Here is a 15498-nt window from a genome sequence, read left to right as displayed (position 1 = left end):
CGACGATTAGAAATTGAGGCTCGCGAGTCCAATATGAGTCCAATATCCGGGGTTGAACTTCCCCGTACGCACTCGTACCGCAGAATGCAAAGACTAGCAACTTCAATGGGTTAAAGCGTCCACGGATGTTCACCGACGTTCACGGAGATGCGCCCGAACACTCTCTCAAGGCTGAAACAGGGGTTCGATTCCCCTAGGGAGCGCCATTCGACGAAACTGGCTCATGAATTCAGCAGAATTTGACGCCTTGAAGCCAACGGGCGCGACCGTTTCGGGTGAGGTCGAAGTGGATGGCGCTTACTTCGGCGGCCATGTTCGCCCGGCCAACAACAAGGCCAGTCGCCGCGACGTCGCCTAGTGCAGAACCAGACCGGCAAGCCCCGCGTCGCCGTCATCATGCGGGAGCGCGGCGGGCGCACGCTGCCCTTCGTTTTCAAGTCGGAAGACGCTTCGGTCGTTACGATTCCTCGCACCATAGCGCCCGGCAGCATCGTTCATGCCGACGAAGCTACGCATTGGGATGCGCTACATGCCCGCTTTCTGACGAAGCGGATCAATCACAGCGAAGCCTATTCAGAGGGTGAATCCTGCACCAATCAGGCGGAGTCTTTTTCTCCCGGTTGCGCCGCGCCGAAATCGGCATTCATCACCAGGTTGCCGGTCCGTACCTATCAGCCTATGCGAGCGAAATGGCTTGGCGGGAGAACAATCGCCGTGTGAGCAACGGCGAACAGTATTTGAGGACGACCAGTGCGGCCCTTACGGTTTCTCGGCAGTGGAAGGGCTATTGGCAGCGGTCGGAACGATGACGATCTATTTTGCGTCAGTCAGCGTTTTGATCGCGTCGAAAATCTCTTTCAAGTTAGGTGGAACACTATCATCCTTGGTCCGCTCAGATAGGGAATGAAATGCGCCTTTGAGCATTATCGATAGCAGCACGACGGAGGACGTGAGGGAGCCCACCACTAATGCGGTTTTGAAGTAGACATCCTGCAGCCAAAACCAAGCGCCGTGATGGAAGAGCAAATAGAAAACAGTGCCGTTGACGGCGCCTACAAACAACAACGTTAGGAGAACTAGGAAGAATCGCGTTGTGCGGAGGGCGCGTAAATCTGCCTGTAGGTCGGAGACGTAATGGTCTACCTTTACAACCAGGGCCGCAGAGCGGCCAGCCTGCTCGATGGCAAGTTCAAGTGCATCAAGGCGCTCTTCTATTTCCTTGGGGACGGCAGGTGTTTCAAGCGTTTTCCCATGCGCTGAAATCGCACTTAGGTCTTCTTCATCGGTAAGCGACATTCCGCTGCTTCTTCAAATCAAGGAAATGACTCTTAATCAATTCTGGATCAATAGTCGCATAAGCACCCTTCGACTCGCGCGTGATCGTCCAAGGCGTGCCCGGCTGATGCATTGAATTGGAGAGCTGGAAGGCGTGCATGTGGCCGTAGGAATCAACCACCGTATGGATTAGGCGTAAGTCTTCCGGGTCGAAATCGGCTCGATAGGCCAAATTTGAAAACGCCTGAACCGCGTATTCATTGATCGGTCGAGAGCCGAACTTATTGAATGCCTGATAGACCGTCGGGATGACAGGGCCATATTGCCAAGCTTGAATTGGCTCATCGATCAACCGGTGATTAAGAAGGGCCAGCGACCAACCGTTGGCAACATAAACCAACTTGATCAACTGCATGATAGTGAGATTTCGGCCCTTCTCGTGAGCGTAGCGCAGTATCTCATTCGCAACTGCGCGTGAGTCGTATGGCGCTGGCATCGAAAGAAACCCCTGTGTGCATCACACATAGTGATTCGCGGTTAAGAAGTCTATACTTATGCCGATAACACTTTGAAATGACTGGCGTTCCTCGCTTGGTGCGCGGAAATTGTCTCATGGTTGGAAGGAGATAGCGTTTTTCCGATTGCGAAGAACTTTTTGGATTTTCCCCAAAACCCACAACCTCTAACGGGCTATTTCCCAAAGCATGTACTGCCCCGGTCCCTGATCGCACCGTACTAGGCCGTTCTGCCGCTGGCCCCGCAGGGCGACTCCGACTCGCATTGTCATCAACCGCAAAAGACGTTGGTCGCTCTTATCTAGAGCGCGTTCGATTAGTAAGAGTAGCCCGCATGAGCGCAGCGACATCCGGGGGGCCATCGCCGCATATCGCTGCGCTCATGCGGGCTACTCGCTGCGCTCAGACGCGTGCGATGTCGGGCATTTCGTCGAAGGTCGTATCGCGATAGGTGCGACCGGCTTCTTTCTTCCGGACCCCGCCCCACTGTTTGAAGAAAAAAGCTGTCTTCGATTTTCGGCAGACTACTTCTATCTCATCGACCCATTCCTTAAGCATCGGTCTCGCGCGCGGGCCGCTTTCGCCCCCTACGATCGCCCAATGAATGCCGCTTAGATTCGCCGCAGCGACAGAGCCAAGCAGAGGCTCAAACGAAATGAAGCGAACGGTGGCGCGGACTTTGCGCAGGTGTTTAATCCGCTCAAGGTAGTCAGCACTTTCGACGCTGGTTCCCAGCCATACATTAGGGAGCGTCGGGAGCGCAGCCGTGACATCGGCCATGCGATCCGGCCTCTTCGTTAGTATCTGATACGTGTGCCATGGAGTGGCCGACATCACCGACCAAACCGCGCCAACGAAATCTGTCGGCACGGCATCGTGGAACAGATCGGACATAGAATTGACGAAGATACGGCGCGGCTTCTTCCACCGTTGCGGTACGGCAAGCGACGCCCGATCGAGGCGCACGCGGCCTGTCCACACCGATCGTCGGCCACTCTTGCGCGTCAGACCTCTATATTTTTCTACACCCATCGCGTCGAGGCGCGCCGCCATCCTCATCGCATAACAATTGGTACAGCCGGGCGAAAGCACTGTGCAGCCCGCTACCGGATTCCAAGTCGCATCGGTCCACTCTATCGAGGTTTCAGCCATGTGCCCTCACAACAGTCTTCCCTGATCGTTCACGTTGCTGATGTCACTCCAGAGTTTGCGGCCCAGCGGATGTGCGCTGACGAAAACCAGCCAATAGAGGCGCTGCCCGCCGGTGGCCGACACAAGTTCAATACCATCCGCCGGAGTCGTTCCCAAGCCTTTGATCAAGCCGAGCCAATGGCGGAGAAGCGCGGTACGTACTGCCTGATCGCCGCGATTTACGTCCACTGCATCACGCCAACCAGGCATGAATGAGTCTAAAATTCTACCGTCGGATAGATAGCGGCGAAGGTTTCGTTGTAAATCGAAGATGCTGACATGGATCAGCATGTCCATGCGATTAAGCGTTGCAAGCTTCTGGATGATCGAAAACGGAAGGCTCTCTAAGTTGTATGGATCAAGAAAAGCGAAGTGCAGGCCGAGCGGATTGAGCGCATATATGACACGGTCTACGGCTGTAGCCGCGGGTTCGTTGTAGAACGTCCCGGCGGACCCCAATCGCGTTATGCGCTGACGGAGGGCGTTAACATTTTCTGGGTTCAAATCATTGAAATGAAGCTCGGAGAACTTTGTTCCGCTTTTCTTAGCTGCCCTCAGCGCGACGATTGGACTGCCATCAATGTAATTTCCGATGCCCTCAACCTGCGACCGGCCAGGACCCGAGAATAGTTCGATGTACGCCGCGCCGCCTGTACCTCGCGGTGGCAGAAACATCGCTCGCGCGCTCCGATAGGAATCTACGTACTTTCGGAGACGCTCATGCTTTTCTAAAGCCCATGGGCCGACAACATCGGCTAATAAGCCGTCCGCCGGGTCGATTGCGTTCTGCGCCACGATCCCCTCCAATCAGGGCACCGTATCACAATCGCTACCGAAGGTTGCCATCCTTTCGCTGGACTGGTTAATGCGGCGCGCCGATCAATCTGGGAAGATGCAACCAGTCGAAAAACAACGACAACGGCAGCGCCGGATCGCCGATGATCCTTCGTGACTAAATGGGCAAAGCGGTATCACTTCATCTTTTCCAGCAGCTTCCGCGCGTCACCCAGCAACGCCCGTATCTGCCTTCGCTCGGCGATCGCATCCCTGGTGAACAGGCCGTGCTTGCGCGCGTTCTGGTTTGCCCTTGGCGCGCCGGATCCCGGTGCACCGCCGTGCATGCGGCAGCGCTTCTTGCCGTGCACCGCCGGCGAGCGGCACGCGCCGCCGCAACGGGTTTTGGCGTCACAACGTGGGCTCGCCAGCATCGGGCCGGTAGTTCTGATGTGATCGCTCATGACTGGGCTTCCCGCTTGGCGTCGGCGGAATCGCGCCTTCGCCTGGAGCCCGCGGCCTTCGGCGCATTCCGCGCCGCGGTTGCCGGGCTCTTGTCCGATACGATCACGCGCGCGTGCTGAGTGACGTTGCCGACAATGGCATTGCCGCCGTCCCCGACAGACACGTTCTGCACGGTGATGGCAGGCTCGCCATGGCTTCGATAGCGGTTCAGCGCCTCGATCTGGGCGGGAAACGTGCGGGCGAGCCTGCCCAATGCGCGCGCGGCGCTGTCGTGCTGCGCGAGATCGTCCGCATTCGCAAGGTGATGGGCGCACCGCATCGCCATCACATGAACCGAAACCATCTGCGCCACCAGCATGGCCTCGACCGAATCCCGGGGGCGAATGCTCTTCACCATCGAAATCATGAAGGAGAGGTTGACCTCGTCAGGACTCTCGCCGCTCACGCTGGCCTTGACCAATTGCCGCAGGATGCCATGCATCGCTTCGCGATCGGCGACCCCTAGCGCATTCACCATGAGCTGTTCGCCGAGCTCGGAATCTGGATGGTCGATGGAGAATCCGTGCGACAGCAGCTTTATCCGCGGGGCGGCGGCAGCTTTGGCCTGGTCATTTGCGGCGATCGCCGTTGACATAGCGAGGTCGGGAGCAGTGGTCATGTCGAGATTCCCTGGGGCGGCGCGCTTGCCGCGCGCGCGGTTCGGCCACGCGCAGGCGATCGCTCGCCGCGGTGATCCCTGCAATTTCAATTGTGGGTGAGGATTTTTCGGCCGCAATCGCGACGGACGCGCCCGCTATTGCGGGGCGACGGGCGCGCACAGGATTTCGGAATAATCGAAAAATGCCCCTGATTTGCCCGACGTGTCAAGTTGCTCTGTCGAACGCCGGCGGCCGCCTGCTACTTTGCATGGGGTTGTTTTCGATATTTTTCGCGAGCGCGCACCTTCGAAGGGGAGTCCTCCAACGTCGCCCGCAGCGATGGGCTTCACAAAAGCTCGACCCGTCCTGCGCGCTCCTATTCTCAGTCATTCTCGGTCATATGTATCGATCGACAAGCACCAGCCCGACGGCAACCGCGACATTGTTCGCGGGGACCAGCGATGCTGGTGAAACCAACGACCAGGGAGTTGATCGATGAGGTCCTTTCTGCTGCTTACGGCCGGTGGTCCGTTGCTGGTCCTCACGTCCCACGAAACGCTGCACGATCCGAAGTTCCTGAGCAGGCTAAAAGCCAAGGGAATCGGCAAGTTTGTCGCCTTCGATGTGCCGCTTGATCTCGCGAAGGCGCGCTATGGCGGACATTTCCACGCGGTCGAGAGCGATTTGCACGAAACAGACGATCTGAGGATGCTCGATTACAATGGCCAGCGGATCTTTCAACTGTTTCGCTTCGACGAACTCGGCGCCGCGATATTGCAAGAACAAACCTGAGGCAGGCTTGATCGCGCAGGATGCGCGTGAGGCGCCAGTCTAGTTCGCGCACGCGATCTGCTCATTCCCGCTCCATGATCTCGGCGATCGCCTTGATGCGGCCTTTGGCGTATTTCGGCAGGCCGGCGCTCAGCGAATCGCCGCTGTTGAAGGAGCTGTTGCCCATGAGCAGTTGCGCGGGCACGAGGTTTCGCAGCATCGGTGTATTGCTGTATTCCTTTTGCTTGTTCAGCACGTCGTTCCTGACCGCAATCAGGATGTAGACCGTCGCGATGGCGGCTTCCCGCTCGGTCGGATGCTGTTGCAGAACCGCAAGCAGCTTGCCGAACTGGATGACCTGGTTGACCCAAAAGATGTTCTGCTCGAGCGCGCTGGTGACTGCGGAGTCGAGCCCGGTGAGGCTCGGCAGCTCGGCAAGGTGCGGCTGCGCGACCAGCATGATCTCACTCTGGAACTCGATGAAATCCGGGATGGGCTTTTTGCCCTCCTCGCGCAGCTTGTTGGCAAGCTGAATCCCTGCCGGAATTTTTCCTTCGAACATGTAGCGGGACTGCACGCAGACCGCGTTGGCGTCCTCGCACCAGCGGCGATTTGGCGGACGGTTGTGCGCGGCGCCTGCGTCCTTGTTGGGAACAGCATCGCTTGCCGTAATCGGCCGGTGCTTGACTGCCGGATCGATCTGCTCGAGGAACGCGACATTCGCATACCGCGACAGATCCAATGCCGCTGCCGGTTTTGGAAGTCGAAACCGCGCCTCCGCCTGGTAGATCGAGAGCTTCAGCTTCGTTTGTTGCTTGAGCGTGGGCTCAACGAAGCCAGGGAAGAGCGAAAGGAAGCGCCGCTGAACCGGACGTGAGCGGGCCCAATCGTCGAAAGCAATCAGCCCGGTCGAGGAATCGGCGAGCTTGTCGTTGCGTTGGTCGGCGAAGATGACCGTGCGCGGTTTGATCTGTGCGATCGGAACGCTGGCGGCTGCGGGCACGTCCTCCACCTGGAATTCCTGCGCTGCCGCGCCCGTGCAAGTGGCCACGCAGGCGGCGATGAGGACAGCGGCACGGTGGAGGCTCATGTCAATGCTCAATTCAGCCGCCGCCAGAAGTAATCGGGATCGACTCGGAGCGGCGGTCGCGGGAGGCGGTCCTCGTCATCGGGATATCCGCGCCAGGAGGGATATTCGCGCGGACCAAGACGCCAGTTCGGGAATGGAAAGGGTAGCCGGTTATCGCCGTAAAGGCGGTTGCCGTAGGACCACTGCTGGAATGGCCCGTCGTCTTCGTCACGACCGCCGCGATAGGTGTAGCTTTCTGCACGCGAGACGATGCGAAATTGCGTATCATCAATTCTGCCCGCCGGATCTCTCTTGAGGTACTCGGTGAAAGCGCGCCCGGAGCCGGCCGGTGCAGGATCGCCGGTATAAGGATCGATCGACAAAGTAGCGAGCTGACGCATGGCTTCGCGCGAAGGGCCGTTCAACGCCGTCTTGGGAGCGTGTAGCTCCCAGGCTGCCTGCACGATCGGCTCGAACATCGGCAGCGCCACTTTCCCCCCGGTCTGGCCGCTCCCAAGGGTGCGGCGCCCGCCGTCGCTGTTGTCGTAGCCGACCCAGATGGCGACGGTGACGTCGTTTGTGAAACCGACGAACCAGGCATCGGCCGAATTATCGGTGGTACCAGTCTTGCCGCCGACATAGGGCGAGAGATGCTTCACCGCGCGCGCGGTTCCGCGCGCGAGCACGCCCTGCAGCATTGATTTCAACTGGTAAAACGATGCGCGGTCGGCGGAGCCGATCCAGTCCACCGCATGCGGATCGTGCCGGTAGATTGGGCGGCCGTCCTGTTCGATCGCTTCGATCGCATGGGGCCGGGGCCGTGCGCCTTCGTTGGCGATCGCTGCATAGAACGCCGCAAGGTCGATGAGCCGCACAGTTTGGGCACCGAGCACGAACGGGTAGTAGCGCATGCATTCCTTGTAAAGCTGCGCCTCCATCGCGATCTCGCAGACCCGGTCGAGGCCTCGCTCGGCGCTGTCGTCGAGACCGGTCGCGAGCAGTTGCGCGGTGGCGAGATTCCGGGAGTTTTCCAGAGCACGCCGCAGTGTAATGGCGCCCGAAGCGCCGCCCTCGTAGTTCTTCGGCGACCAGAAACCGCGCTGGCGCGCGTAGCCCGTCGCGCCGATCGGTGGCAGCGTAATAGGTTCGTCCATCACCAGCGTGTTGGGCTGCAATCCCTTCCGGAGGGCGGCGAGGTAGGTCAGCGGCTTCAGGGTCGAGCCGGGTTGCCGCAGGCTCTGGACGACGCGGTTGAGCTGGCTTGCCGGATACGAAAAGCCGCCCGCCATTGCGAGAATGCGGCCGGTTTCGTTCCCGAGTACGAGCGCCGCTCCCTGTACGGTCGGTCGAATGCGCAGATCGGCACGCGCCGCTTGCTTACCCTTGGCTTCGCGCACCTGCACATAGACCACGTCGTACGGCTTGAGACCGCGCCCGATCGCGGCGCTCCAGGTGTTCAGCGGCAGGATGCTTCCGTCAGTCAGACCGATGTTGATCGCATGGCCGCGCTTGCCGCGCGTATTCTCCAGGACGACCGCCGATTGCCAGTGAACGTCATAGAGAGGCAGTCGCGTCGTCTTCAACGCCACGAGCCAAGCTGGCTCCGTGGTCCTCACGTCAGCCGCTCTCAGACGGACAGCATCGGAAATGTTCGCCTCGGGTCCCTCAAATTTGTAACGACCGGTGTTCAGCTCGTAGCGCGCAAGGCCCTCCTGCAAGGTCGCTTCGACTACGCGCTGCAGGGCCGAGTTGACGGTCGAGCGCACTGTGTAGGAGGAATTGGTGAGATTATCGAGGCCCGCGACCGCCTTAGCCTCGCGGGCGACGTGATCGACGAAGTGAAAGCCGAAGTCCCGCCGCGTCGGCCGGTACTCGACGAGCTGCGGCAATACCGCTTGCGCCGCGGCGGCGTCGATCATGGCGTCGTCCTGCATGCGGCCCAGCACGTAGGTAAGGCGCTCGCGCGCACGCTCAGGGTGGTGGTCGGGATTGAAGTAGTTCGGCCCCTTGGCGAGCCCGGCGAGCAGCGCGCCCTCGACTGCGGAGAGCGCCTTGGCCGGTTTGCCGAAATAGCTGCGCGCCGCCATCTCGATGCCCCAGGCTCCGCGACCGAGATAAATCGAGTTGAGATAGAGCTCGAGGATTTCCTCCTTGGTCAGGGCGCGCTCCATCCGCGAGGCAACGATCATTTCCCGCAATTTTCTTTCGTAAGTGACGTCGTTGCCCACCAGCAGGTTCTTGGCGACCTGCTGCGTAATGGTCGAGCCGCCCTGCGGCCGGCCCGGCTTCGTGAAGTTGCCGATGAAGGCGCGGACCAGTCCGCGCTCGTCAAGGCCTCTGTGTTGGAAGAAGCGCTTGTCCTCGGCGGCGATGAATGCGTTGCGCACCGCTTCCGGGATATCCGCAAGCTTGACCCAGATGCGGCGATTGTTCGGCGCGTAAATCTCGGCGACGCGCTCGCTCTTGTTATCGAGGATTACGCTGGTGCCGGGAAGCCTGAGCTGTTTAAGCTGCTCGGCGTCGGGCAGATCCCTGGCCGCGCTGTTGTAGAAAGCGATGACCTGACCGAGATCGACCGGAGATCCTTTCACTTTTTCGACTTTGCAGAACTCCCGGTAGGCCACGTGGAGGTCGGCCAGATTCAGTCCTTTGAGCGCCTTGATCTCGCCGCTCAGCGCCTCCTTGTCATCCATGGCAGTGGCAATCAGGTCGTCCAGGTTGATGTCCTCGATGTCGAAAGCCTTGCGCATGTGGGCGCAGCCGGCACTCAAAAGCTGCGCCACCTCGGAGCGGTCGCGCACCGCATCGAACTCCGTCTTGACCCCATCCGGCCGGGTGGTGACCTGACTGAAGGCAAGCGCCGTGGCGAAGATCTTGATGAGAATCGAGTCCATGACCTGCCGACGGTCAAAAACACCGCCTCCGTAAGGTCCCTTTTTGTAGGACAGTACTAAACAAAGGCTGTTTTGCGGAAAAAGTTCCCGCTAGCTCGCTTTGGCCGCGGTGAGATGCCGGTCATTCAGGAAAAGCAGTGGGACCTCTGGTACCGCCGGTCACGCGATACGCATGTCGGGATTAGTCCTTCGAGCTACCTCGACAACATCCGGTCGGCCCAAGCCATTGCCGCCGATTGCATCGGCAACGAAGAGATCATCTACGGCTGAGCGCAGCATGCGATGGCGTGCCCCGCCGCTTCTCCGGCCGTTCAGCATCGCTCCGGGCCGCGGAACCAACGCTGCAGCCAATGCGTTTTAGAAGCTCAGCATTGGCAGCGTACTCATGAATGCCTTTTTTAATGCCTTTTTTCCGGTCGTGCTTGCCGCGGCGCTCCTCAGCGCCACCATCGCCACGATGCCTGCGGATGCTGCTCCTCGAAAAAAGAAGACCGCGGTCGCCCCTTCAGCTAGCGTCGCTCAGCCACCCACGGATAGATTTTTGGCCTGCGACGTTCGGGTGCGAGACTATCTTCGCGAAGGCGGAGCCGTGATACGGGTCACCAAGATCGAAGTGGATGATGCCCGACTGCAGTTGAACATTCATCATGAATACGGAGAGGCGGGAAGGTCGTCTCGAAAATATCTGCGCGGGGACAGTGAAGAAGAAATGCGCAAAAACCTGCGCGGAATATTGGATGAGTTCGCGGCGGCTGCGAAGGCCGCGGCAGCCGGTCGCGCGTGGTATGTGATCGCTGCTCGCAAGGTCATGCCGGACCTCCGCGAGGGTTCGGGCGAGAACACAAGCCCGTGGACAGCCATTGTCCTCGCGGATTTCGAGGGAAAATGCAGACCCATCACGTTCTATCAATCTATCGATCGGAGCAAGCTCGATCCTGAAGTGAGCAAGAAATTGGACGAGTGAAGTTTTGCACTTGGCTTGAGTTGGTCTGACGTGGTCTGCTTCCTCGGGATCGAAGCAAGTCGCGAACCTCCGCCACCTAAGGTCGTCTGCAGGTCGCGAGATGCGCCGATATGCCGAAAGCAAGCCCATCGGCCGTGAGATAGCGAGCGAAGATTGTTTCCGCCTCTGCCAGGATGCGATCGATCTGCGGCTCCGGCAGCACAACTCCCATGACGGGCAGCCACCCCCTGAGTTCCGTCTCTACGAATTCGCGTATGTTGGGGAACCGTGCTGTGCCGTTACAGGTCGTGAGATCCACCAAGCCGGCTCCGGCGCCCTTGAACAACACGGTGAGCCCCTGCCTGTCACCCAGCACAAACGGTGCGCGAAGCGCGTCACCGGCGGGCTTTCCGGCGATGCGATCGAGCAGGTCCACGAGGGCAGCGAATGCGGAGGCGTGCTCGATGACATCCCAAACTGCGACCGCGCACCTGCCGCCAGGCACCATCACGCGCAGCATCTCCCGGACTGCTTTGTCGCGATCCGAAAAGAACATCAGGCCGAATTGACACACAACGACATCGAACGAACGGTCCGGAAACGGCAGCGCCTCGGCCGCTCCATCGCGCCAGTCGATGCCGGGCGCGAGGCTTCGCGCCACGGCCAGCATTCCTGCGTTTGGATCGAGTCCGGCGACACGAGCTGAGCTTTCGGTCCGCCTTGCCGCCTCGCGCGCCAGAACCCCGGTGCCGCAGGCAATGTCCAGAACGCGATCGCCGCGCTCAATTCTGGCAGCATCTGCCACCATCGGCGCCCATTGCTGAAAGAGTGCCGGAACGAACAGTGCCTCGTAGGTCCTCGCAGCGTCGATCAAGGTTTGCGAAACAGGTGAGGTCATCGTGTCACCTCGCGCAAAAGCAAACTGGTGAAACGCTTCATGGTCGGGCAAGCTGATGCCTTGATCCGGGAGGCCTTTCACAACCCGGTATCGGGTTCGCTTGTCGACCAAGCTTCGACATCCTCGCGGAAGTCGAAGGGATCGGCAAGCACGATGGCGTGATCGAGCTCCGGAGAGTTCCGCTCCCGGATCACCGGCTTTCCCTGTAAGGGCACTCGGCCCTCGTTCGGCGCCGGGTCGAGCATCTGCAGAAGCATCTTGGCAGTGACGGTTTCGGTTTTAAGACGGCTGCCTAGAGCCTTTCCGGTTCTGATTGAATCAGCGGGGCGGCGAGGGGATCGTTCGCAAGCCACTTGCCGTGTGTCGCGTGTACGCCGCGGTGCCGCGCGCTGCGTTTCAATCCGAAATGGAAATCCCACGATTGAGGCTTCGACGGGCTGCGCGCCACATGGTCACGGGAATAGATGGACGAGCCCGATGCTCAGGCCCAGCAAGAGAAGCAGCGACAGCGTAACGGCGGCGGTGACCCTTCCGCCCACGGTCGAGAGCACGCGCACGTCGACGCCAAGGCCAAGCGCAGCCATCGAGAGCACGGTCAGGACAGCCGCCGTCTTCGTCACCGGTGCGACCATAAGATCCGGCACGAGCTGGAGCGAGCGCAGGGCCGCGAGCACCAGAAAGCCGATGATAAACCAGGGCACCAGCTTGAATGGGCTGATGGCGGCGACCTTCGTTTGATCGGCGTGGAGCTTGCGGCGGCGCGCCGCGACCAGCGAGAGAGCAACCACGATCGGCCCCAGCATTAGCACGCGCACAAGCTTGACCAGCGTACCAATTTGCGTGCTGATGATGCCCGCGGGCACCGTCGCCGCCAAAACCTGCGGGACGGCATAGACGGTGAGGCCCGCCAGGATGCCGTATTGTGTCGCCGACAGGCCCAGCAAGGGGATCAGGAGCGGCAGGCCCAGCACCATCAACACGCCGAGAATGGCGGTGAAGGAGATCGAGGAGGCGACATCGTCGCTATTGGCTCCGATCACCGGCGCGACGGCGGCGATTGCCGAGTTGCCGCATATCGAATTGCCGCAGGCGATCAGGATCGACATTTTCGTAGGAAGCCCGAGCATGCGGCTGAGGCTGAAGCTCACCGCGAGCATCACCGCGACGGTGGCGACGATTGCGCCGATCAAGAGATAGCCGGAGGCCGCGATCGCGCCAAAGCTGACGGACGCACCGAGCAGCATGACCGCGACCTCGAGCAGTTGCTTGGCGCTGAAGGCTATGCCGGAACGCCAGCGTTGGGATGGTTGCCAGACGGTGCGAATCGCCATTCCGAGCAAGATCGCGATGACCAGTGCCTCGACGTAAGGATGGACGAAGACGTGCTCTTCGAGGCGTTGCGCGCCCAGCGAAACGGCGGTGATGATGCCGCAGAGCGCGACCCCTGGAACGAGGGCCATGCCGCGGCCGAGCATGCCGGGTCGTGGCCTTGCGTCGTCAGAACTGCTTTGGGGTGGCGGCACTTATCCTCCTTGGAGAATAATTTATGCGCCGGACCACGCGGGCTCGCTAGTACATTTTCGGATTGTGCCCATACAGAGAGGTTATATCCCTCAACCTGCATTTGCAGGCGTCGGCGTGGCCATCGTCCCGGTGGCGACCAACGGCGATCAGATCAATTTGGGCGGTTCGAGGTAATCCTGCCGCGGTCGCGTTCGAACGGATCATTGGATCGGGACGTCGGGGCAACCCAACAGCGCATGCCGGCAAGATATTAAAGCGAGGCGAGCAAGCCCTGCGCCCACGCGACGGCGCGCTCGAAGCTGAGATCGCCCGGTTCGAAATAGACCGCGCGCGCCAGCACGATGACGCCGACAAGCCCCCAGAATAGGCCTATGCCGGCTGACTTCAGCCATTTGGACGCGCCGACCGGCGCGGTCGAAGGATCGACCGCCGGGACCGGCTCTCCAAAGGGATCGAATGCGGGCTGGCTCATGGTAGCTTCCGTTTCGCTAAGGCTAATGTCGCCAATAGCTCCGCGGAAGCAAGGGTAGAGGAATGCCTTTTGTGGCAGCGGCGTGGAAGCTCGTTTTCCGCTGCAGCCCCGGGCTAGGGTTTTCTTCTATCGCCCTCAGCCCGCGAGAAATCCGCCATCAACGGCGACAACCGTGCCGGTCGCATATTGCGACGCCGGCATGCAAAGAAATGCAACCGCACCGGCGATGTCCTCCGGCTGTCCCCACCTTTTGAACGCCGTACGATCGGCAATGCGCTGGTAGTGCGCGCGATCGGATCGTCCTGCTGCATTGATCGCCGTCTCGATGTAGCCCGGCGCGACCGCGTTGACGCGGATGCCTTCTTCCGCCCAGGCCAGTGCCAGCGCCTTGGTCAGCATGACGACGCCGCCCTTGCTGGCGCAGTAGGCGGGAATGCGCGGCAGCGCGAGCGTTGCGTTCATCGATGCGATGTTCACGATCGAGCCTTTGGTGCCGGCAAGCGCGGCCCGAAAGGCCATGCAGGTGCGGAACGTGCCGACGAGGTTGACATCGAGCACCTTTGTAAAGGTCTCGATCTCAAATTCCTTGTCGCGCGCCAATATACCGGCGCAGTTGACCAGCGCATCGACGCGTGCCTGTCGGCCTGCAAACGATGCGACTGCTTCATCATTGGTGATATCGAGGGGAGCCAACTGCAATCCCGGCCGGGGCCGTAGCACGGTGCGCGCGATATCGGCCTCGTCGACGCCGGTGGCGGTTACCGTCGCGCCGAGATCGCAGAACAGATTGGCAATGGCAGCGCCGATGTCGCCCGCGCCGCCAATCACAACGGCGTGGAATCCAGGAGCCAGCGCGAAGGGTGCGTTCATCGGATTGTTCCTTGCTATTTGGATGATCGCGTCGGCGATGCAGTGGACTCCCGGACGATCAGCGAATAGTCGACTTCGTGATGCATGATGGTCTGCTCGCCCGCGAGATGACGCACGAGATACTCGCCGGCGCGCTGCCAGGTATCTCCGGTCGGTACATGGATGGTCGTGAGGCTGGGGCGCAAATGCCGGCTCCAGTCGAGATCGTCGAAGCCGACCACCGACAGATCGTCGGGCACCGAAAATCCGCTGCGTTCGGCCTCCAGCAGCACGCCATAGGCGATAACGTCATTGCCGCAGACCACCGCCGTCGGTCGGTCCTTGAGGCCAAGCAGGTAGCGGGCGGCTTCGCGCGCATCGTCCAGCGTATAGGGCACCTCGACATGCCATTGCGGGGGCATCTTGATGCCGTGTTCGGCCATCGCGCGGCGAAAGCCGGCGACGCGGGCGCTCGCCCGATCGTTGTTGCGCTGGAGTGCGGAGACGATTCCGATTCGCCGATGGCCGAGTTCGATCACATGCAAGGCCGCACGGTGCGCGGCGGCTTCATTGTCGGTGCCGACACAGGGATAGGGCCGGTCGGGACGATAGATGCCGACATTGATGAAGGGCACGGAATAGTCGGCAAGCATCTTGCGCAAGCCGTCGTGATGGCAGTCGCCGCGCAGCACGAGGCCGTCGACGCCGCGGCTGACGAGGTTGCGCGCCTGCTCCAGTTCAGCGTCGAGGTCGTAGCCGCTCGTAGTCAGGAACAGCATGTAGCCGACGGAAGAGAGATATTTCTGCAGGGAGGCGATGCCGCGCGCGAACATGGTGTTGTCGATCGTCGGGACGATCGCGCCGAGCGTGCGCGACCGGCGCGACGACAACTCGCGTGCCGGTGCGTGCGGAATATAGCCGACCGTCTCGACGGCGCGCGCGATGCGCGCCCGCAGCGGCGCGCTGACCGAGTCCGGGTTGTTGAGGGCGCGCGATACCGAGGCAGTCGACACGCCAGCCTCGGCCGCCACCGCGCGAATTCCCTGCTTTGCGGATCTTTCCATCACCACGTCAGTCGGCAGAATGTAACGTTACAAATGCAAGGATGGCGGATAGTAGATGGGAAGTCCACCGGTATTTGCCTTACAAGTTGTATTTTGCGCAAACTTGACAGCCAATTTCATCGGCCTAGTATGTAACCGTTTTCAAGAAATCCGGTT

At 60.5% G+C, this 15498-nt stretch carries 17 protein-coding genes and 1 pseudogene; 4 read left to right on the top strand and 14 right to left on the bottom strand.

All coding sequences use genetic code 11. The features are described 5' to 3' along the window. Positions 1–262: 262 nt before the first annotated feature. Positions 263–809, top strand: a pseudogene (locus V1290_RS13735) (IS1595 family transposase); the annotation flags it as partial. A gap of 4 nt (positions 810–813) precedes the next feature. Here V1290_RS13735 and V1290_RS13730 read toward each other — a convergent pair. The 6 genes from V1290_RS13730 to V1290_RS13705 all read right to left on the bottom strand — a co-directional run bounded on the left by V1290_RS13730 (position 814) and on the right by V1290_RS13705 (position 4878). Next, complete coding sequence (locus V1290_RS13730) at positions 814–1296, bottom strand: hypothetical protein (RefSeq protein WP_334364902.1); 483 nt, start codon at positions 1294–1296, stop codon at positions 814–816. Beyond that, positions 1280–1690 carry a Panacea domain-containing protein gene (locus tag V1290_RS13725; RefSeq protein ID WP_334364901.1) on the bottom strand — a complete coding sequence of 137 codons (411 nt, stop codon included), beginning with the start codon at positions 1688–1690 and terminating at the stop codon, positions 1280–1282. Before V1290_RS13725 ends, V1290_RS13730 begins: the two co-directional genes overlap by 17 nt. A gap of 502 nt (positions 1691–2192) precedes the next feature. Next, positions 2193–2942 (bottom strand): DUF5131 family protein, encoded by a 750-nt coding sequence (locus V1290_RS13720; RefSeq protein WP_334364900.1) that lies wholly within the window; start codon positions 2940–2942, stop codon positions 2193–2195. 6 nt (positions 2943–2948) lie between these two features. Next, positions 2949–3776, bottom strand: a complete 828-nt coding sequence (locus V1290_RS13715; RefSeq protein WP_334364899.1) for a three-Cys-motif partner protein TcmP — start codon at positions 3774–3776, stop codon at positions 2949–2951. A gap of 176 nt (positions 3777–3952) precedes the next feature. Next, complete coding sequence (locus V1290_RS13710; protein WP_334364897.1) at positions 3953–4219, bottom strand: HGGxSTG domain-containing protein; 267 nt, start codon at positions 4217–4219, stop codon at positions 3953–3955. Beyond that, on the bottom strand, positions 4216–4878 hold the full coding sequence (locus tag V1290_RS13705) for a hypothetical protein (protein WP_334364896.1): 663 nt from the start codon (positions 4876–4878) through the stop codon (positions 4216–4218). The genes V1290_RS13710 and V1290_RS13705 overlap by 4 nt, the downstream gene beginning before the upstream one ends. A 475-nt stretch (positions 4879–5353) precedes the next feature. Here V1290_RS13705 and V1290_RS13700 point away from each other — a divergent pair, with 475 nt between their 5' ends. Further along, positions 5354–5650, top strand: coding sequence for a cytosolic protein (locus tag V1290_RS13700; protein ID WP_334364894.1), 297 nt, complete (start codon positions 5354–5356; stop codon positions 5648–5650). A 61-nt stretch (positions 5651–5711) separates the two neighbouring features. Here V1290_RS13700 and V1290_RS13695 read toward each other — a convergent pair whose 3' ends face one another. Then, on the bottom strand, positions 5712–6719 hold the full coding sequence (locus tag V1290_RS13695) for a hypothetical protein (RefSeq protein ID WP_334364893.1): 1008 nt from the start codon (positions 6717–6719) through the stop codon (positions 5712–5714). Positions 6720–6727: 8 nt separating this feature from the next. Continuing rightward, positions 6728–9592, bottom strand: a complete 2865-nt coding sequence (locus V1290_RS13690; RefSeq protein ID WP_334364891.1) for a penicillin-binding protein 1A — start codon at positions 9590–9592, stop codon at positions 6728–6730. A 114-nt stretch (positions 9593–9706) separates the two neighbouring features. Between V1290_RS13690 and V1290_RS13685 the strand changes: the two genes are divergently transcribed. Next, positions 9707–9862, top strand: a complete 156-nt coding sequence (locus tag V1290_RS13685) for a hypothetical protein (protein ID WP_334364890.1) — start codon at positions 9707–9709, stop codon at positions 9860–9862. Positions 9863–9977: 115 nt separating this feature from the next. Beyond that, entirely contained in the window at positions 9978–10556 is a 579-nt protein-coding gene (locus V1290_RS13680) for a hypothetical protein (protein WP_334364888.1), read from the top strand. A gap of 76 nt (positions 10557–10632) precedes the next feature. Here V1290_RS13680 and V1290_RS13675 read toward each other — a convergent pair whose 3' ends face one another. From V1290_RS13675 to V1290_RS13650, 6 genes are all read right to left on the bottom strand, one after another. Then, the gene (locus V1290_RS13675) at positions 10633–11433 is read right to left on the bottom strand and encodes a methyltransferase domain-containing protein (protein ID WP_334364887.1); all 801 of its coding nucleotides are present in this window, start codon (positions 11431–11433) and stop codon (positions 10633–10635) included. A 77-nt stretch (positions 11434–11510) separates the two neighbouring features. Next, positions 11511–11648, bottom strand: coding sequence for a hypothetical protein (locus V1290_RS13670; RefSeq protein WP_334364886.1), 138 nt, complete (start codon positions 11646–11648; stop codon positions 11511–11513). A gap of 237 nt (positions 11649–11885) precedes the next feature. Further along, positions 11886–12908 (bottom strand): YeiH family protein, encoded by a 1023-nt coding sequence (locus tag V1290_RS13665; protein ID WP_442894172.1) that lies wholly within the window; start codon positions 12906–12908, stop codon positions 11886–11888. 299 nt (positions 12909–13207) lie between these two features. Next, positions 13208–13429 carry a hypothetical protein gene (locus V1290_RS13660; protein WP_213251868.1) on the bottom strand — a complete coding sequence of 74 codons (222 nt, stop codon included), beginning with the start codon at positions 13427–13429 and terminating at the stop codon, positions 13208–13210. Between the two features lie 135 nt (positions 13430–13564). Beyond that, complete coding sequence (locus tag V1290_RS13655; protein ID WP_334364884.1) at positions 13565–14299, bottom strand: SDR family NAD(P)-dependent oxidoreductase; 735 nt, start codon at positions 14297–14299, stop codon at positions 13565–13567. 14 nt (positions 14300–14313) lie between these two features. Next, positions 14314–15342, bottom strand: a complete 1029-nt coding sequence (locus tag V1290_RS13650) for a LacI family DNA-binding transcriptional regulator (protein ID WP_035728164.1) — start codon at positions 15340–15342, stop codon at positions 14314–14316. Positions 15343–15498 lie beyond the last annotated feature (156 nt).

This window comes from Bradyrhizobium sp. AZCC 1578 (assembly GCF_036924675.1).
GTDB lineage: Bacteria > Pseudomonadota > Alphaproteobacteria > Rhizobiales > Xanthobacteraceae > Bradyrhizobium.
The sequence above is the reverse complement of the archived record's forward strand: the minus strand, read 5'-3'. Positions and strand labels throughout refer to the sequence as shown.